This is a genomic window from uncultured Roseobacter sp., assembly GCF_947499265.1.
In the GTDB taxonomy this organism is placed as follows: domain Bacteria; phylum Pseudomonadota; class Alphaproteobacteria; order Rhodobacterales; family Rhodobacteraceae; genus Roseobacter.
On the sequence record NZ_CANMNK010000009.1, the window covers coordinates 136,841 to 155,313 of the forward strand.

Here is an 18,473-nt window from a genome sequence, read left to right on the forward strand (position 1 = left end):
CAGTATTTATGCGCCTTTTGATGCTGTGACAAGGGGAGATTGGCCAGCGACCGCTGCACATGGGGAATTTCATTGCCCCGAGACACAATTCCCCTAGACTCTCGCCCAACATCGAACAGATACCAATAATCACAGGAGACCGACATGACCGCCCTGATCCGAAATTATGCTCTGGTGCTGATGGTTGCGCTGATGGGCGTGGCAGCCGCAACCGGGGTGCGTGCGTCAAATCTGGACCGCCTCGAAGCTTTCATGGAAGTGACCGGGTTTGATGTCGCGCTGGAAAGCATCCGGCTGTCGGCGGAGACAGCACCCAATATGATCGGGCTGGAGGCGGATGATTTCGGCACGGAATGGACGCGGCTGGTGGAGGAAGTCTTCGACACCGAGCAGATGCATTCAATGGCCATCGACATCCTGTCCCAAACGCTTGACGAGGAGAATTTGAATCACGCGGTCGAATTCTATGCCTCCGCCCTCGGACAACGCCTCGTGCTCGCTGAAAACGCCTCTCACATGAAAGAGGACGAACAGCTGAAGACCGAGAGCGGCGAGGCCATTGTCGCCGGGCTATTGCAGCTTGGCTCCCCCCGTCTTGAGGAGCTGAAACGCCTGAACAATGCCACCGGGTCCGAGGACGCCTCCATCCGGGCCATTCAGGAGGTGCAGGTGCGGTTCCTCATGGCGGCGGCTTCGGCCGGCGTGATCGATCTGCGCATGGATGAGGAAGACCTGCGCGAAAGCCTGAAATCGCAGGAAGGCGAGATGCGGCTCAGCATGCAGCGCTCCGCCTTGTCCGGATCGGCCTATACCTATCAGGCGTTTTCAGATGACGAAATCACGGCCTACGCGGATGCCCTGGAAAATCCGAAGATGCGGCAGGTCTATGAATTGATGAACGCCGTGCAGTTCGAGATCATGGCGAACCGATATGAGGCCGTGGCCCAGCGGATGCAGTCGTTGCGGCCAAGCCAAGACCTCTGACCCATGCGCGTAATCGCTCTTGTCATCACGTTTTGTCTGACGGCGATACCGCTGTGGGCGGATGCGCGGGTGACCATCTTGATGGATGCGCTGCGGTTGCCGGATCTGGTCCAGACGATCCGCGCGGAAGGTTTGCGCGACGCGCAGGCGATTAATGAGGACATGCTGGACGGGCAGGGCGGCCCCTTCTGGGAGGCGCAGGTTCATGCGCTCTATGATCCGGTGGTGATGACGGATGTGCTGTTTCGTGCCCTGCGGCAGGGCCTGGACGATGACGCGCTTGATGCCGCGGTGACGTTCTTTGACAGCCTGCGCGGTCAACGGATCATGGAGATGGAAATCGCCGCCCGTCAGGCCATGATGGACGAAGCGGTGCAGGAGGCATCGATTGAAGCCTATGATACGCTGGCCGCATCTGACGACCCGCATGCGGCACTGGTGGCGCAATTCGTGCAGACCAATGATCTGCTGGAACTCAACGTGGCCGTCGCCATGAGCAGCAGTTACCAATTTTATCGCGGCATGGCGGATGGTGGTCTTCTGAAAAGCTCCGAGAGCGATATACTCTCCGACGTCTGGGCCTCGGAGGGCACGGTGCGCAATGAGGCGCGCGATTGGCTCTTTGGCTATTTCATGCTGGCCTATCAGCCCTTGGATCTTGCTGATCTGCAGGCTTATCTCGCCTTCTCCGAAAGCCCTGCGGGCCAGGCGCTGAATACCGCGCTGATTTTCGGATCGGAAACCATGTTCAAGGATATTGCCTACGGTCTGGGGCGGGCTGTCGCGATGAATGCCGTGGGCAACGACATCTGATCCATTCACGCTTGACATAAGCGCCCGGGTGGTGCATCTGGCGGCTTCGTAAAGCAGGTCCGGTTCGCCGGGCCTTGTTGTCTTATAAATGAACACTCCGACCGGAGTGCGCTGTTCGAGGTGGCCATCAGGCCAAAACGCCCGAGATCGGGGACCACAGGACGCGGGTAATGCGAAGGAAACGCGATGTTTGCAGTCCTCAAGACTGGCGGCAAGCAGTACAAGGTTCAATCGGGCGATATGCTCCGCGTTGAAAAACTGGCTGCCGATGCGGGTGAAACCGTTCAATTCAATGATATTCTGATGCTGGGGGGCGACAAGACCGTTGTCGGCGCACCCTTCGTCAAGGACGCCGGCGTTCAGGCCGAGGTCGTCGATCAGGTCAAGGGCGAGAAGGTCATCAACTTCGTCAAGCGTCGCCGGAAGCACTCTTCCAAGCGCACGAAGGGCCACCGCCAGAAACTGACCCTGATCAAGGTCACCGATATTCTGGCCTCCGGCGCAGATAAGTCCGGCGTGAAAGCGGCCATGGGCGCAGGCTCCGTTTCCGCAAAAGCGGTCGAAGCGGCAGCCCCCAAGAAAGCGGCCCCGAAGAAAGCCGAAGCCAAGGCCGACGCGCCGAAGGCAAAGGCGGCTCCTAAGGCGGCCAAAGCCGACGCGGGTGCGGACGATCTGAAAAAGCTGTCCGGCGTTGGTCCGGCGCTTGAGAAAAAGCTGATCGAAGGCGGCGTGACCTCCTTTGCTCAGATTGCGGCATGGACGGAAGAGGACGTTGCTGCTATGGACGAGAAACTGTCGTTCAAAGGCCGGATCGAGCGCGAAGGCTGGATCGAACAGGCCAAAGAACTGGCTAAAGGCTAAGGAGAGACCAAATGGCACATAAAAAAGCAGGTGGTTCATCCCGGAACGGTCGCGACTCAGCGGGCCGTCGTCTTGGCGTGAAACTCTACGGTGGTCAGGCGGCCATCCCCGGCAACATCATCGTACGTCAGCGCGGCACCAAGTTCTGGCCGGGTGAAGGCGTGGGCATGGGCAAGGATCACACGATCTTTGCAACTGTCGATGGCGCCGTGACCTTCCACAAGGGTCTCAAGAACCGTACGTTTATTTCGGTCCTGCCGGTGGCGGAGGCCGCTGAATAAGCCCTTTCCCAAGGACATGACACATTCAGGGGGATCGGCGACACCGCCGGTCCCCTTTCTCATTTTCGCCATACCGAAATGTTAGGCTCACATGATGTCGAAGAGCATCCACACCGAACGGCTGACGCTGCGTCCTTACCGGGATGAGGACGCGACCGTTGTGGCTGAGCTGATTGGCAACCTGTCGGTATCGCGCTGGCTGACCCGCGTGCCGCATCCCTATACGCTACAGGATGCGCTGAGCTATTTCGAGCTTTCCTCAGGCGCGGAAAACGTGCTGGCCATCACGCTTGAGGATGATGTGATCGGCGGCTGCGCAATCGAGACTGAGCTTGGCTACTGGCTGGGAGAACCCTACTGGGGCAAGGGCTATGCGTCGGAGGCCGCGGCCGCGCTTGTGGACCGCCACTTTCGCACAAACACCACGACATTGCGGTCTGGCTACATGCCGGGCAACAATGCGTCAGCGCGCGTGCTGTCCAAGCTGGGGTTCGAGCCTGCGGATGTTCAGGACGCGGAATGCCGCGCGTTGCACACCACGGTGAGCCTGCAGAAAATGAGGTTGTCGGTTGAGAGCTGGAGGGCGCGGTCATGAGCGTCGCTGTCGCCAGTTTCGCCATCTTTGCCGCCTCTCAGGTCGGCACGCCAGGCCCTGCCAATATGGCCCTGATGGCCACCGGCGCGCGCTACGGGTTTCGTGCGGCATTGCCTTTTGTTGCAGGGGTGGCTCTGGGCAAACAGCTGGTGATCTGGCCTGTCGGTTTTGGCCTGATGGAACTGGCCGACAGAGCGCCATGGGTGTTCGAGGCGCTGAAGTATGCCTCTGCCGCCTATATCATCTGGCTTGCCTGGAAAGTCGCAAACCTGCGCTTGACCGCCACACAAGATGCCCAGAGCGCGCCCGGATTTGCCGCCGGTCTTATCGTACACCCGCTGAACCCCAAGGCCTGGGCGATGATTGTCGGTGGATTTACAGCTTTTGTGGCGCCCGGCACGCCTGCCATTACCGCAACAGCAACCATTGCTGCGGTATTGCTCAGCTGCCAGATTCTGTTGCATCCGCTTTGGACACTTGCCGGTGAGGCAATCGCCAAGACCGTAGCAGGAACGGCAATGGAACCTTATCTCATGTGGACCCTCGCGGCGTTGACCGTCGCGTCGGTGTTATTCGTATTGTTCGGAGGAGGGACATGACGGTGGAAATGAAAAAGATAATCGCGCAGCCCACGGTGGAAACCGATCGCTTTGTGCTGCGGCCCCTGCGTAAATCTGACATGGGCCTCATCGACCTTTATGGCGGTGACGAACGCGTGGCGCGCATGACCACCTCCATTCCACACCCCGTGCCGCCGGGCATGACCGAGGCGTTTGTGGCCCGCGCGATGTCCGATGAGCGTGATGAGGACGTCTGGGCGATGGATGGGACTCTCTCGGATGGCTCTGAACTGATGGGCCTGATTTCGCTGGAGCGGATGGACCGCGACCAATCCGAAGTGAGCTATTGGGTGGCACCGCCCTATTGGAACACCGGCCTCGCATCAGATGCGGTTCAGGCTCTGGTGAGCGCCAATCCGTTGCGCAACAAGACCATGTTCGCCAGCGTGTTTCAGGACAACCCGGCCTCGGCGCGGGTGCTGACCCATTGCGGGTTCGAATACCTTGGCGATGCGGAAAGCTTCAGCGTGGCACGTGATACCACGGTGCCCACCTGGACCTATTTGCGAAAACTGTGATTGAGGGCAGCGCCCCTTAAGGCTAGGAAGCCCCCATGAAGTTTCTCGATCTTTGCAAAGTATACATCCGCTCGGGCGCGGGCGGCGGTGGCTGTGTCAGCTTCCGGCGGGAAAAATACATCGAATACGGCGGCCCTGATGGCGGCGACGGCGGCACCGGCGGCTCCGTCTGGGCCGAAGCGGTGGAGGGGCTGAATACCCTGATCGATTTCCGCTACCAGCAGCATTTCTTTGCCAAGAACGGCATCCCCGGCATGGGTCGCCAACGTACGGGTGCGGATGGAGATGACATCGTGCTGCGTGTCCCCGCGGGCACTGAAATCCTCGATGAGGATCAGGAAACGGTGATTGCGGATCTGACCGAAGTTGGCCAGCGTGTGCAACTGGCGCGCGGCGGCAATGGCGGTTTCGGCAACCTGCATTTCAAATCCTCCACCAATCAGGCGCCGCGCCGTGCCAATCCCGGTCAGGACGGTGTGGAGCGGACGCTCTGGCTGCGCCTGAAGCTGATTGCGGATGTCGGCCTGCTGGGGCTGCCCAATGCCGGCAAATCGACCTTTCTGGCGGCCACCTCCAACGCCCGGCCCAAAATCGCTGATTATCCGTTCACCACACTGCACCCCAATCTGGGGGTTGTCGGCGTCGACAATACGGAATTTGTGGTCGCGGATATTCCGGGCCTGATCGAAGGGGCCTCCGAAGGGCGCGGCCTTGGCGATCTGTTTTTGGGTCACGTCGAACGCTGTGCGGTTCTGTTGCATCTTGTCGATGGGACGTCCGAGACAATTGCCGAAGATTATCAGACCATCATCACCGAGCTGGAAGCATACGGCGGTGATCTGGCACAGAAACCGCGTGTGACCGTGCTGAACAAGATCGACGCGCTGGACGAAGAAGAGCGCCTAGAGACCAGAAAAGAATTGGAAAAGGCCTCTGGTGGCGACGTCATGATGATGTCCGGTGTGGCGCGCGAGGGGGTGACGGAAGTGCTGCGCCTGCTGCGCGGTCAGATTGACGATGACCGATTGCGGCACCGTCCCACCGTGGAGGAAGAGCCGTGGCATCCCTGACCGATGCGCGGCGGATCGTCGTCAAGATCGGGTCCGCCCTCCTGGTGGATCGGACGTCTGGTGAACTGCGTCAGAATTGGCTGACGTCTCTGGCGCAGGACATCGCCTGGCTCAAATCACGGGGTGTTTCGGTGGTGCTGGTATCTTCGGGCTCCATCGCGCTGGGGCGCGGCGTGTTGAAATTGCCCGCAGAGGAGCTGCCATTGGAGCAGTCCCAGGCTGCGGCCGCCGTCGGGCAGATCCGGCTGGCCCGCGCCTATGAAGAGGTGCTGGCCCCGCATCAGATCACGACCGCACAGGTGCTGGTCACGCTTGAGGACAGCGCCAACCGCCGCAGGTACCTCAACAGCCGCGCGACGCTGGAACAACTGTTGTCGCTGGGCGTGGTCCCCATCGTCAACGAGAATGACACCATCGCCACGGACGAAATCCGCTTTGGCGACAACGATCGTCTGGCCGCGCAGATCGCGGTCACGGTGGGGGCGGATCAACTGATCCTGCTGTCGGATGTGGACGGGTTCTATTCTGCCAACCCGATCGAAGACCCAAGCGCCACCCGCTTTTCCGTCATCGACAAAATTACCGGTGAGATCGAAAGCATGGCCGGGGATGCAGGGTCCGGCCTGTCAAAAGGGGGCATGAAAACCAAATTAATGGCCGCGAAAACCGCCACCGCGGCGGGATGTGCAATGGCGATCACCGAAGGATCGCCACTTAACCCTCTGAAAGCACTCGAAGAAGGGGCCGCTGCGACCTGGTTCAATGCGCATACGGATCCACAAGCCGCGCGTAAAAGATGGATCGCGGCGATGAAGCCGCGCGGCACCGTGACCCTGGATGCCGGCGCCGTCACCGCCCTGAAATCCGGGAAAAGCCTGTTGCCTGCAGGGGTGGCTGCCGTCTCGGGCGCTTTTCTGCGGGGGGATCCGGTGGCGATTGCCGATGTTTCCGGCCATGTGCTCGGGCACGGGTTAAGCCGATATACGGCCGAAGAAACAGACATCATCAAAGGCAGAAAATCGCAGGACATCGAGGCGTTGCTGGGCTATCCGGGCCGGGCCGCTTTAATCCACCGCGATGATATGGCACTTTAGACCGTGACGTGGAAAACGGCATGGTCGATCTCCAACATGAAGTACAGGGCGCAACACAATGAAAGATCTTGAAAATATTCCTGAATTGATGGCGGATATCGGCGCGCGTGCACAGGCGGCGGCCGCCCAGCTGGGCTTTGCCAGTGCAGAGCGGAAACATGCGGCGCTGATTTCAGCGGCCGAATACGTGTGGAAAGACAGGGCAAGCATTCTGGAGGCGAATGAGAAAGACCTCGCCTACGGACGCGAAAAGGGACTTTCCGACGCGATGATGGACCGGCTGGCGCTGGATGAGGATCGGTTGCGCGGGATTATCGACGGTCTGCGCGCGGTGGCAGAGCAGGCAGATCCTGTGGGTGAGGTGATCGCCGATTGGACCCAGCCCAGCGGGTTGCACATACAGCGGGTCAGAACGCCCTTGGGCGTTGTCGGCGTGATCTATGAAAGCCGCCCCAATGTCACCGCGGATGCCGGTGCCTTATGTCTGAAGGCGGGCAATGCGGTGATCCTGCGCGGTGGTTCCGAAAGCTTTCATTCCTCCAGCGCGCTGCACGCCTGTCTGGTGCAGGGGCTGCGCGATGCCAATCTTCCCGAAGATGCCATCCAACTGGTGCCCACGCGGGATCGTGCGGCGGTTTCGGAAATGTTGACCATGACCGACACCATTGATGTGATCGTCCCGCGCGGCGGTAAAGGGTTGGTCGGCCTGGTACAGCGTGAAGCGCGCGTGCCCGTTTTTGCCCATCTGGAGGGGATCGTGCACATCTACATCGATGCGGACGCCGACTCTGAAAAAGTGCTCAAGGTCGTGCTGAACGCAAAAACGCGGCGCACCGGCATATGTGGCTCGGCGGAGTGTCTTTTGATCCACCGGGATGCGGTGCAGACGCTCGGGTGCGGTGTTATCCGCGCGCTCATCGACGCCGGCGTTGAAGTGCGCACCGATGACGCGCTGCGCGACATCGAAGGCACGGTTGCCGCGACCGAAGAAGATTGGGGGCGCGAATATCTCGATATGATCATCGCCGCGCGGGTGGTGCCCGATCTTGATGCCGCCATGGCGCATATCCGCACCTATGGATCGAACCATACCGATTGTGTTCTGACCGAAAACGCCGAAGTGGCGCGCCGGTTCATGACGGAACTGGATTCCGCGATCCTGATGCACAATGCGTCAACTCAGTTCGCCGATGGCGGCGAATTCGGCATGGGGGCGGAAATCGGGATCGCGACGGGCAAGATGCATGCGCGCGGACCCGTGGGCGCGGCCCAATTGACGAGCTTCAAATATCTGGTGACCGGGCAGGGGACCGTGCGGGCTTAAAACCGCAGCTTGACGTCCGTTTCGGACATTTCGCTGACGATGCGGCGATTGTCGTCCGCCGCGACCGTGGGCAGGAGCGCAAACTGCACCTGCGCCGGGCGCAGATCCTGTGGTGCCTCTTTGGTAGCGAGGATCGCCCATAACGGCTCGTCGATGTTCAGCTTGTCCGCCCGTCCGTGCAGCAGCCAGCTGCCATCGTCGTGGCTGATTTCAATCCGGCCCCCATAGGGCATAGCGTTTTCCAGGCATTGCAGGGCCAGAAATGCCATGCGCACCCCTGCGCGCGGCTGCGGATCGAGTGGGCCCCAGGCAACGTCAAGGCGGCTTGCCTCCATCAGATCATCGAGAATCGAAATGACCTCGGCCCGGCCCATCATCTGTTCCCCCGCCGCCCCGAAAGCGATGCGAAAAAAGCGAATGCGGGCGCTGGCATTTCCGACGCTTTCCTGGATCAGATCGATCTCCGGTCCGGGCGTGGCACCGGCCATGCCCAAAAGCTCCAACCCATTGTTGATTGCCCCGATTGGCGATATGAGATCATGGCAGATGCGGCTGCCGATTAACGCGGCAAGGTTAACGTTGCTCTGGCCCATCTACTGTCTCCTGCTCAAAAAGGGTTCTATGGAAGATCTGAATGCCATCCTGTCACCCGGTATGTTGGTGCAGCACCCTGATCGCCCCGAGTGGGGTACCGGGCAGGTGCAAAGTAACGTAAATGCCCGTGTCACCGTGAATTTTCGGGACGAAGGAAAGATCGTCATTGATAGCACCCGCGTTGCATTGCTTCCGGTATTTGATGGCTGAAGAACCTTGCCAAAAGGTTAACGCGCCCATTTGCTTTGTAAACCCGGCGAACGTGTCACGTTGCAAGCAGGAGTAGAATTAACTATGTCCAATGGGCATTTGACATGATCACCGCGGACCCCGCCAAAATGGACGCAAAGCCTCAGACGACGTTTTCGATCAAGCTCGCTGAAACCCAAGGCGAGCTCGAAGCGGCGCAGCGTTTGCGATACAATGTTTTCGTCGAAGAGCTGGGCGGGGGGGGCACCATGGTGGACCACGCCGCACGGTTGGAGATCGACCGGTTTGATCCCTATTTCGACCATCTGTTGCTGACCGACAGCGCGCGCGGCGAGGTTGTCGGGGTCTATCGGATCATGCGGCGGGATCAGGCAGCGGCGGCCGGGCAATTCTATTCAGCGGATGAATATGATCTCAGCATTTTGCTGAATTCGAACCGCAACGTCCTTGAACTCGGGCGTTCCTGTCTACACCCGGCCTACCGGGGCGGCATGGCGATGTTTCACCTTTGGAACGGGCTGGCGCGATACATCGCAGATCACGACATCGAAATTCTGTTTGGCGTGGCAAGCTTTCACGGCACGGATATCGCCAAGCTTTCGGAAGCGCTGTCCTTGCTGCATCACCGGCATCTGGCGCCACAGGACCTCAGGGTCAGGGCGCAACCCGCCGCATTTCAGCGCATGGACCTGATTGCAGAGGATCGGCTGGACACCCGCGCGGCGATGCTGGCGGTCCCCGCGCTGATCAAGGCTTATTTGCGCCTGGGCGGCTTTGTCGGGGAGGGGGCCTATATCGATCATGCGTTCAATACCACGGATGTCTGCCTGATCCTCGACACCGCACGGATGAACGCGCGACAGGCAAAGCTCTACCAGGGCCCGGCTGCATGAGTGCGACCTGGTACGGCGACGCGCCGCCGCCAGAAGCCCGGATCAGCGCGCTGGGGTGGGGGCTGGTGATCCTGCGCGGGGTGCCGCTGGCGTTTCTGGTCTTTGGTGGCCTGCTGCTGTTGCTGCTGATCCGCATTTTCGAGCGCCCCTTATGTGGCGCGGCGCGTCCGCTCACGCCGTTCATCACCGTTTTTGTCTGCCGTACCGCGTTGCGGATCATGGGGATCGGCTTTGATGTGGTCGGGCAGCCGATGACGGGGCAGGGCGCGGTGGTGGCCAATCACTCCAGCTGGCTGGACATCTTCGTGCTGAATGCCCGCAAGCGGATCTATTTTGTCTCCAAATCCGAAGTGGCCGCCTGGCCGGGCATCGGCTGGCTGGCCCGGGCAACCGGCACGGTTTTCATCGAGCGCAATCGGGCCCGCGCCGCCGAACAGGCCGAGGTGTTCCAAGCCAGATTGCACGCCGGGCACCGGCTCTTGTTCTTTCCCGAAGGCACCAGCAGCGATGGAAAACGTGTCCTGCCCTTCAAGAGCACGTTGTTTGCCGCCTTTTTCACACCGGAACTGCGCGATGTGCTGTCAGTACAACCCGTGAGCCTGCACTATCATGCGCCCCCCGGGGCGGACTCGCGGTTTTACGGCTGGTGGGGCGACATGGATTTTGGCAGCCACATGCTGCGCCTTCTCGCGTCCGCAAAGCAGGGCCGCGTCACCGTTGTCTATGGCGCGCCCCTCAAAGTTGCAGACTATGGGGATCGTAAAGCGCTCGCCGCCGCGTGCGAAGCGCAGGTGCGCGCGGGGCACCAACAGTGAGCGCAAGAGGCGGTCTCACCCGCGCGCCTTGATTCAGTGGAAAAAGGCGCTGTCCGGAACCAATTCCAGCCCGTCACTGTCCGGTCCCCATTCCATCATCAGACAGGCTGTGCCCTTGCGCTGAAAATAGGTGGCCTGCAACGGGTAGTAGCCCGCTGACGGGACATCGACCTCGATTTCGCCCGCGTAGCCACAGGCATGCACCTGATCGTAGTCGCCAACGACGTGACCGCCGATGCTGATCTCCAACCCGTCGTTGTTCAGGAAATCCAGCACATAGGTGCCCGGCGCATCGAATTTGATGTAGCCCGAAATATCCGCCGCCACCTTCATCGCCTTGCCGGAGGTCAGCGTGGCATCCCCTTCTTTCGTGTCATCATAGGAAAGGCCGGCCAGCGGGGTGCCCGCCTCGCTCTTGCGTTTCAGCGCCTTGCGCGCGCTTTGTACGTTGCGCACGTCATTGGGAAACGCATAGGACACCGCCAGTCCGGGGCTCAGCGCGTCGGCACTGGGTTGCGGGTCTGCGGGGTTGAGGGTCAGCGGCGCAGCCAGGGTCAGGCCCGGCATCAGCAAGGCGACCGCCACGCAGGCGGATTTCACAGGTATCGTCATGGTCACTCCCGGTTGTCGATCATTGGATCAATGGCCCTCTGCGGGGCCTGTCAGGCGATACTAAGATGGGTTTTTGCGTGGAGACAAGCATTCCGGCGCAAATTGCGGTCACATATTGCGCGATTCACGTGGTTACAGGCTTGCGATCCCACAATGGCTGGCCTATACGGCGGCCACTGAAACCCACAGGCGGGGTTTGGGCTTATTGGGGGAGACATCCTCAAAGGTCCGCCGGTTGGCACTGAAACACAACAAACAGTGTCATGCCCCCGCCGAGGATAAAACCGGAAAGGTAAACACACATGGCTCTTCCAGAGTTCACCATGCGCCAATTGCTTGAAGCAGGCGTACACTTCGGCCACCAGACGCAGCGTTGGAACCCCCGCATGGGCCCGTTCATCTACGGCGCGCGCAATGGCATTCACATCATGGACCTCACGCAAACCGTTCCCATGCTGGACCAGGCGCTGAACGTGATCCGTGAAACCGTCGCCAAGGGCGGCAGCATTCTCTTCGTTGGCACCAAGCGTCAGGCGCAGCAGCCGATTGCCGATGCCGCAGAGAAATGCGCACAGTATTACATGAACCACCGTTGGCTCGGCGGCACGCTGACCAACTGGCAGACCGTGTCGCAGTCGATCAACCGCCTCAAGCAGATTGACGAGCAATCCGAGCGCGGCTTTGAAGGTCTGACCAAGAAAGAGCGGCTGGGCATGGAACGGGACCAGGGCAAGCTGCAGGCCTCTCTGGGCGGCATCCGCGAAATGGGCGGGCGTCCGGACCTGATCTTTGTCATCGACGTGAAAAAAGAAGCGCTGGCCGTGGCCGAAGCCAACAAGCTGGGCATCCCGGTTGTGGCCGTGGTCGACACCAACTGCCCGCCCGATGGCATCGATTACATCATTCCGGGCAATGATGACGCCGCCCGCGCCATCTCGCTCTATTGCGATCTGGCCGCGCGCGCGGCCCTCGACGGCATGTCCGCGCAACTGGGGGCAGCAGGCGTTGACCTTGGTGCGATGGAAGAAGCACCGGTTGAAGAGGCCGTAGCGGAAGAGGCAGTTGGAGCCCCAGCCGCCGAGGCGCCTGCGGAAGAAGCGCAGGCCTGAACGGCGTCACACGCATGACACATGGGGCGGGGAAAACCTGCCCCAACACGACATGATTTTAGGCGGGCCGTTGGTCCGTGTGTATGGCGGACATCTGGTCCGACGATTCCAAAAGGAGAACCTCAGATGGCAATCACAGCATCTATGGTCAAAGAGCTGCGCGACAGCACCGGCGCAGGCATGATGGACGCGAAAAAGGCCCTGACCGAAAGCGATGGCGATATGGAAGCCGCCGTGGACTGGCTGCGCACCAAGGGTCTGGCCAAGGCGGCCAAGAAATCCGGTCGTACTGCGGCCGAAGGTCTGGTGGCTGTTAAGGTCAACGGCGGACACGGTGTTGCGGTTGAAGTGAACTCGGAAACCGATTTCGTCGGCAAAAACGCGGAGTTCCAGGAAATGGTCGCCGGCATCGCGGATGTCGCACTTGGCGTGTCCGACGTGGACGCACTGAACGCGGCCGACATGGGTGGCAAATCGGTTGCAACCGTCGTGACAGACAAGATCGCCACCATTGGCGAAAACATGTCCGTGCGCCGGATGTCCGCCATCGATGGCGACACTGTTGTGTCCTACGTGCATAATGCGGCGGCACCGGGTATGGGTAAAATCGGCGTTCTGGTCGCATTGACCGGTGGCGACGAGGCCTTTGGCAAGCAGGTTGCAATGCACATTGCGGCGGTAAACCCTGCTTCCTTGTCCGAAGACGATCTCGACCCGGCGGTCGTTGAGAAGGAAAAGCAGGTTCAGATGGACATTGCACGCGAAAGCGGCAAGCCCGAAGCGGTTATCGAAAAGATGATCATCGGACGGATGAAGAAATACATGTCCGAAGTGACCCTGTTGAACCAGTCCTTCGTGGTGAACCCCGACCTGACCGTCGGTGACGCGGCAAAAGAAGCCGGTGCAACGATCACCGGGTTTGTGCGTCTGGAAGTGGGCGAAGGCATCGAAGTGGTCAAGGAAGACTTCGCGGCTGAAGTTGCGAAAGCCGCCAAAGGCTGAGACAGACCAACATCTTTGAGATCTAAGGAGGGCGCAGCACTGCGCCCTTTTTCATTTAAAAGCAGGATTACGCAGTTTCACAAGCGATCAGTCTGAGAATTACTATTTAAAAGCAGACTACTACAAGTCGAACTTAACCTTTCACATGTGCATGCATTGCATCCAGAGCCATGATGTATCCGCGCGCGCCAAACCCGCAGATGATCCCAATCGACACTTTCGCGATATAGGACACATGCCGGAAATCTTCGCGCGCGTGCACGTTGCTCAGATGTAATTCAATCGCGGGCAGGTCAACCGATGCAATGGCGTCCATCAATGCCACAGAGGTATGTGTATAGGCGCCAGCGTTGAGAACGATGCCGTCCGATACACCGCGCGCGGCATGAATATGATCGATCAGCGCACCTTCGTGGTTGGACTGTGCAAAACTGACCGTGCAACCGTTGGCATCGGCCCAATCGGCGCACATCTTCTCGATGTCCGCAAGCGTGGTCGCGCCATAGACCTCAGGTTGCCGCGACCCGAGCAGATTGATGTTGGGACCGTTCAGGACAAGGATAGAGGTCATAAGGTGCTCACTTGAAAGGATTGGCCATGCATAGACGCATGTTGCGCGATCTGTCCAGAGCAAGGGCAGGGGTGCCTTGTCAGATCTTGTTTTGAGGAGACCAAAGCTTCTGCGGTGATGGCAGGCTATTTTCGAAGATTACGACCAAGGAGGATGATCCTGCTCAATCACCCCCATGAGCGTTCCCAGACAAAACACGAAGGTCAGTCCTCCGCCCGCTTGCTCTCCGGCTTCAGCCGCCCAACCAATGCGCCGCAGGTCTCGATGATGGCTTTCAACCGCTCTTCCAGCCGGGTCATTTCGAGCGTCGATGACTTCAGCGTTTCGCTTTGATCCCCCAGATCCGCAAGGCTGGTATAAATCGTCTCGCTGGTCGTCGTTTGAGCTTCGGCATTTGCAACGACCTGCCGCAGGGTTTCCAGCAAATCTGTCGCAGCGGCGGTATCCTCAACCTTGGTCAGCGCCCCATCCAGTGCGGCGATGGATCCTCGTACAGCATCAAACCATTCGTTTGACAGGCGCGGTTCCTGTTTTGCGCTGAGCATTGCCTGCCGCTCTAACCGTCGGACACCGGATACAACATCGTCCACTGTATCGCGCAAGGCCCCCTGCACGGCGATGATGTCATCATTGGCGGTCACAACCTTGGCCAGAACCGTGTCGAGTTCGGCCACGATGCCGGTGATGCGATCCAGAAAAAGATTTAGATCGCGCGCCAGAACGCCAAATTCGTCAGAGGTTCGGATTTCCGCGCGATGATCCAGACGACCGTAAGCCCGCGCAAGGTTGCTGATGACGGATCTGAGTTCCATCAGGGGTTTCAGGCGCGCGCGCAGGATCAGAAACAACAGCAGTGAATGCAAAACGATCTTTCCGGCGGCAAGAATGCCTGTCAATTGCACGTCCTTCAGCCAAAGGGCGAAATCCCGGTAGAGGTAATTGCGCACCGTGACCGTCCCCAGCACATCACCGACTGCGGCCTGAGTATGGCAGGCAAGACAGAATTCTTCGGCAAGGATATCGGTTTTGAAAGTCTGGAAACGGCCTTCGGGCCAGTCTTCTGCGGGGATGCCACGCGGCGTAAATCCAAACCCCTCTTCTATGGAGGCCACCGTCACAGGCGCGGGTTCGATGGCGATGACATAGCCCAGGTCGGACCAGTTTTCCTCAAGTATTGGATACATCGTCCGGGCGGCCACCGGGCCGCCTTCGTTCCGCATGATGGACCGGACGTTCTCCGCAAGATCTTCGGCGACGATTTCGGCTTCGTCTGTGCCGTCGAAGTAATAATTGTAGTAGACCAATGCCGCTTTGAGCGAGAATTCGACAACGGTTACGATGACCAGAACCAGAAAGAAGTCGCGGATCATGTGCACAAGAAATGACTTGTCGAACCGGCCGATGGAGGGACTGTTCTGATCAATCATGCATTTGTCCGACGCTGCATCTGAGGAGACAGGTAGAGCGGCAAGACCTCATTTAAAGGCTCAAGGCTCGGAGCATCAGATTCGAATAATGCGTTTTGTCTCTTCCAAATGGATCGGTGGAGGAGGGCGGTCGCACAAAAGGGGCCGTGGGAAATCGCGGAAAAGATCGGTCTCAGGCGCCAATGCGATGTGAGCGCGCTTACCTTTCGCTTCCGGCATACAATCGCGGAGGCTTGCGGTTTTTCATTGATCGCGTGGCATTTGAGCTATCTTCAAGTTTAATGCAATGGGTGTGATGAAGCCGCTCCGGGCGGCTCTGACACCAACAATGGCCACGCGATCCTTTCACACGAACAGATGGGAATTTTATGACCTTTTCCGACACCGTCCACCCTGCCGCACGTGATTACGCCAAAGAAGTTGCCGCGGGGACCCTGTCGCGGCGCGAATTCCTGACCCGGGCCACATCTCTGGGTGCCAGCGCCGCAGCTGCCTATGGGTTGCTGGGGTTGTCGCAACCGGTCAAGGCCGCAGCACATGCGCAAACCGGCGGGACCCTTCGGATCGAATCTCTGGTGAAGGCGCTCAAGGATCCACGCACCTATGACTGGCCGCAAATGTCGAATTACACGCGCGGCTACCTCGAATATCTGGTGGAGTACCAAATCGACGGCAGCTTGACGCCAATGCTGCTGGAAGGGTGGGAAATCAATGAAGATGCGACCGAATACACGCTGTCGGTGCGTCCCGGCGTGACCTGGAACAACGGCGATGCCTTCACGGCCGAGGACGTCGCCTTCAACATCGCGCGCTGGTGCGACAAGGGTGTGGAGGGTAACTCAATGGCCTCCCGGATGGGATCGCTGGTGGATGACGCGACCGGGCAGGCGCGCGAGGGCGCCCTCACCGTGGTCGACGACACCACGCTGCGCCTGACGCTGGGCCAGCCGGATATCACATTGATTGCCGGTTTCTCCGATTATCCTGCGGCCATCGTGCATCAAAGCTTTAACGGCGACCCGCTGGACAACCCGATCGGCACCGGCCCCTATCTGCCCGAGGACTTCGAGGTCGGCATCCGCGCGGTCCTGGTCAAGAACGCGGATCACAACTGGTGGGGGGAGGGCGCCCACCTGGACCGGATCGAATACCTTGATTTCGGCACCGATCAGGCGGCCATCGTCTCTGCCGTGGACGCCGATGAGGTGGACATGGTCTACGAATCCATTGGCGATTTCATCTTCCTGCTGGATGATATCGGCTGGACCAAATCCGAGGCTGTGACGGCCAACACGGTTGTTTTGCGCCCCAATCAAATTGCGGAAGTGGGCGGGGTGCAACCCTATGCCGACGCCCGGGTGCGGCGCGCTCTGGCGATGGCCGTGGACAATCGCGTGCTGCTTGAGCTGGGTTTTTCCGACAATGGGCGGGTGGCCGAAAACCACCACGTCTCGCCGTTGCATCCCGAATATGCCGAATTGCCGGCGCCTGTCTTTGATCCCGCGGCGGCCAAGGCGTTGATGGATGAGGCCGGCATGGGCGATTTCGAGCACGAATTGATCTCGATTGACGACACGTGGCGCAAGAACACAACCGATGCGGCCGCAGCAATGCTGCGCGATGCGGGCTTCAACGTGAAGCGTACGGTTCTGCCGGGCGCGACCTTTTGGAACGATTGGGTGAAATACCCGCTGTCGACAACCGATTGGGCGCAACGACCATTGGGCGTGCAGGTGCTCGCACTGGCCTATCGATCAGGCGAGCCCTGGAATGAGAGCGCCTTTTCCAACACGGAATTTGACGCGCTGTTGGCGGATGCGCTGGCCATCGCGGACGCGGATCAGCGCCGCGAGGTGATGGCCAAGCTGCAGAAGATCATGCAGGATGAGGGTGTGGTGATCCAACCCTATTGGCGTTCGGTTTATCGCCATCACAAGGAAAGCGTCGTCGGTGCGGAGATGCACCCCACGTTCGAGATACATGTTTCCAAGTTGGGATATGCCGCCTAGCGATTGTGGCGGGATTTGACGTCGCTCGCTTGGAATATGCACGCGAGGCGACGTCCTCAATGCGATCATAGGTATTCTCAGTTGATTGCTGGCCCATTTAGTCCATGACGCACGCGAACCACTGGCATCCAGGGTAGGGAGCTTAGTACCTTCCTCTCAGGGCATTAAGGCAGCAGTGTCCTTGGATTGCTCAATCGTCGGGAATAGTTTTGAACACCGCCCGTTGTCTTTGTGAACTCACAGTGTCAACGGAGCATACAATGACATCGGCAAATCTGCACAATGAAGCGTCCGGTCAGTTGAATCGCCAGGATCAACCTCCTCCTACGCTATGGACGAGCCAGATCAGAGGTCGGGCCGAAAGCGCGCTGGATTGTGAAACATCGGTTTCATTAGCATGCCACCTCAATCCCATCTTTGAAATGGCCGAGGATTGGGCCGTTCTGATTCAGTCTCTGAAAAAACAGTATTTCAGCCTTGTCTTTAAGGAAGGCCAGTTGACGTTGTTCAATGATGTAACAGGGACCGATCTCTGTACTTGTGCGTCACTGGGAATTGAGTTTGCTACATTGAAGGATCGGTTAGGCAAGCCCAGCGTTCGGGCGCCGTCTGGCAGGTTTATCTCCAAAAAATACCGATCATAGCAGGCCTGCCAGCTCACATTTCCTACGTTCACTCAATCTATGCCAATCCATCAGTTCCCGCGCAGTTCGTCGCTTCGCGTCAGGCGTCTGCTGTTTCTATGGCGTCACAGACTTGGATTACTTCACGTTGGAGACTAGCAAGAGAGATGACAAAGATCAGAATTCGCTATGACTTTGTTTTCTCCAGATAGGGAATCTCAACAAAGCGGCCTCTTCATATGACAATCCGACATCAACTGTCCGATTTTTTTTGTTAGTGAGACTGCGAGATATGAAAAAAACATTTGCTTAGCATTTTGAAATGTTGAGATTCACATTTCGCTGAGTTTTTGGATGTTTGAGGATCTTGTCTAACGTCAGCACCAATGGGACAGTTTAGGCTAATTTGATAAGAGAGGGTTTCTGGCACATCGTAACCACCAAGGCG

The 18,473-nt window shown here is 59.0% G+C and carries 21 protein-coding genes; 17 read left to right on the forward strand and 4 right to left on the reverse strand.

The window, feature by feature from the left end:
* The first annotated feature begins 144 nt into the window (after positions 1–144).
* From Q1A63_RS22325 to Q1A63_RS22370, 10 genes are all read left to right on the forward strand, one after another.
* Positions 145–984 (forward strand): DUF2059 domain-containing protein, encoded by an 840-nt coding sequence (locus Q1A63_RS22325; protein ID WP_299632500.1) that lies wholly within the window; start codon positions 145–147, stop codon positions 982–984.
* A 3-nt stretch (positions 985–987) separates the two neighbouring features.
* Positions 988–1,797: a DUF2059 domain-containing protein gene (locus Q1A63_RS22330; RefSeq protein WP_298975033.1), complete on the forward strand. Its 810-nt coding sequence runs from the start codon at positions 988–990 to the stop codon at positions 1,795–1,797.
* A 186-nt stretch (positions 1,798–1,983) separates the two neighbouring features.
* Positions 1,984–2,658: a 50S ribosomal protein L21 gene (locus Q1A63_RS22335; RefSeq protein WP_298975032.1), complete on the forward strand. Its 675-nt coding sequence runs from the start codon at positions 1,984–1,986 to the stop codon at positions 2,656–2,658.
* 11 nt (positions 2,659–2,669) lie between these two features.
* Positions 2,670–2,939 carry a 50S ribosomal protein L27 gene (gene rpmA, locus Q1A63_RS22340; RefSeq protein WP_195820307.1) on the forward strand — a complete coding sequence of 90 codons (270 nt, stop codon included), beginning with the start codon at positions 2,670–2,672 and terminating at the stop codon, positions 2,937–2,939.
* A 91-nt stretch (positions 2,940–3,030) separates the two neighbouring features.
* Entirely contained in the window at positions 3,031–3,534 is a 504-nt protein-coding gene (locus tag Q1A63_RS22345; RefSeq protein WP_298975031.1) for a GNAT family N-acetyltransferase, read from the forward strand.
* Positions 3,531–4,133, forward strand: coding sequence for a LysE family translocator (locus Q1A63_RS22350; RefSeq protein WP_298975030.1), 603 nt, complete (start codon positions 3,531–3,533; stop codon positions 4,131–4,133). Before Q1A63_RS22345 ends, Q1A63_RS22350 begins: the two co-directional genes overlap by 4 nt.
* A 2-nt stretch (positions 4,134–4,135) precedes the next feature.
* The gene (locus Q1A63_RS22355; RefSeq protein WP_298975285.1) at positions 4,136–4,672 is read left to right on the forward strand and encodes a GNAT family N-acetyltransferase; all 537 of its coding nucleotides are present in this window, start codon (positions 4,136–4,138) and stop codon (positions 4,670–4,672) included.
* 35 nt (positions 4,673–4,707) lie between these two features.
* Positions 4,708–5,742, forward strand: a complete 1,035-nt coding sequence (gene obgE, locus Q1A63_RS22360; protein ID WP_298975028.1) for a GTPase ObgE — start codon at positions 4,708–4,710, stop codon at positions 5,740–5,742.
* On the forward strand, positions 5,730–6,836 hold the full coding sequence (gene proB, locus Q1A63_RS22365; RefSeq protein ID WP_298975027.1) for a glutamate 5-kinase: 1,107 nt from the start codon (positions 5,730–5,732) through the stop codon (positions 6,834–6,836). Before obgE ends, proB begins: the two co-directional genes overlap by 13 nt.
* A gap of 58 nt (positions 6,837–6,894) precedes the next feature.
* Complete coding sequence (locus Q1A63_RS22370; protein WP_299632501.1) at positions 6,895–8,160, forward strand: glutamate-5-semialdehyde dehydrogenase; 1,266 nt, start codon at positions 6,895–6,897, stop codon at positions 8,158–8,160.
* Here the strand turns inward: Q1A63_RS22370 and Q1A63_RS22375 are convergent.
* On the reverse strand, positions 8,157–8,753 hold the full coding sequence (locus Q1A63_RS22375) for a histidine phosphotransferase family protein (RefSeq protein ID WP_298975024.1): 597 nt from the start codon (positions 8,751–8,753) through the stop codon (positions 8,157–8,159). The genes Q1A63_RS22370 and Q1A63_RS22375 overlap by 4 nt on opposite strands.
* 28 nt (positions 8,754–8,781) lie before the next feature.
* Here Q1A63_RS22375 and Q1A63_RS22380 point away from each other — a divergent pair, with 28 nt between their 5' ends.
* The 3 genes from Q1A63_RS22380 to Q1A63_RS22390 all read left to right on the forward strand — a co-directional run bounded on the left by Q1A63_RS22380 (position 8,782) and on the right by Q1A63_RS22390 (position 10,672).
* Positions 8,782–8,964 carry a DUF3553 domain-containing protein gene (locus Q1A63_RS22380; RefSeq protein ID WP_298975022.1) on the forward strand — a complete coding sequence of 61 codons (183 nt, stop codon included), beginning with the start codon at positions 8,782–8,784 and terminating at the stop codon, positions 8,962–8,964.
* Positions 8,965–9,092: 128 nt separating this feature from the next.
* A complete protein-coding gene (locus Q1A63_RS22385) occupies positions 9,093–9,857 on the forward strand; it encodes a GNAT family N-acyltransferase (RefSeq protein WP_298975020.1) in 765 nt (254 codons plus the stop codon).
* Positions 9,854–10,672 (forward strand): lysophospholipid acyltransferase family protein, encoded by an 819-nt coding sequence (locus tag Q1A63_RS22390; protein WP_298975018.1) that lies wholly within the window; start codon positions 9,854–9,856, stop codon positions 10,670–10,672. Before Q1A63_RS22385 ends, Q1A63_RS22390 begins: the two co-directional genes overlap by 4 nt.
* Positions 10,673–10,705: 33 nt before the next feature.
* On the opposite strand, the gene Q1A63_RS22395 is transcribed toward Q1A63_RS22390, so the two are convergent.
* Positions 10,706–11,284: a PA14 domain-containing protein gene (locus Q1A63_RS22395; protein WP_298975016.1), complete on the reverse strand. Its 579-nt coding sequence runs from the start codon at positions 11,282–11,284 to the stop codon at positions 10,706–10,708.
* Positions 11,285–11,586: 302 nt separating this feature from the next.
* On the opposite strand from Q1A63_RS22395, the gene rpsB reads away from it, so the two are divergent.
* Both rpsB and tsf read left to right on the forward strand, forming a co-directional pair.
* Positions 11,587–12,393 (forward strand): 30S ribosomal protein S2, encoded by an 807-nt coding sequence (gene rpsB, locus Q1A63_RS22400; protein WP_298975015.1) that lies wholly within the window; start codon positions 11,587–11,589, stop codon positions 12,391–12,393.
* 126 nt (positions 12,394–12,519) lie between these two features.
* Positions 12,520–13,395: a translation elongation factor Ts gene (tsf, locus tag Q1A63_RS22405; RefSeq protein WP_298975014.1), complete on the forward strand. Its 876-nt coding sequence runs from the start codon at positions 12,520–12,522 to the stop codon at positions 13,393–13,395.
* Between the two features lie 133 nt (positions 13,396–13,528).
* Here the strand turns inward: tsf and aroQ are convergent, their stop codons facing one another.
* Positions 13,529–13,966 (reverse strand): type II 3-dehydroquinate dehydratase, encoded by a 438-nt coding sequence (gene aroQ, locus Q1A63_RS22410; protein WP_298975013.1) that lies wholly within the window; start codon positions 13,964–13,966, stop codon positions 13,529–13,531.
* A gap of 203 nt (positions 13,967–14,169) precedes the next feature.
* Complete coding sequence (locus tag Q1A63_RS22415) at positions 14,170–15,393, reverse strand: HAMP domain-containing protein (protein WP_299632502.1); 1,224 nt, start codon at positions 15,391–15,393, stop codon at positions 14,170–14,172.
* Between the two features lie 368 nt (positions 15,394–15,761).
* Between Q1A63_RS22415 and Q1A63_RS22420 the strand changes: the two genes are divergently transcribed.
* Together Q1A63_RS22420 and Q1A63_RS22425 are read left to right on the forward strand one after the other, a co-directional pair.
* Positions 15,762–17,402 (forward strand): ABC transporter substrate-binding protein, encoded by a 1,641-nt coding sequence (locus Q1A63_RS22420; RefSeq protein WP_299632503.1) that lies wholly within the window; start codon positions 15,762–15,764, stop codon positions 17,400–17,402.
* Between the two features lie 260 nt (positions 17,403–17,662).
* Positions 17,663–18,046: a hypothetical protein gene (locus Q1A63_RS22425; protein WP_298975009.1), complete on the forward strand. Its 384-nt coding sequence runs from the start codon at positions 17,663–17,665 to the stop codon at positions 18,044–18,046.
* Positions 18,047–18,473: the final 427 nt, after the last annotated feature.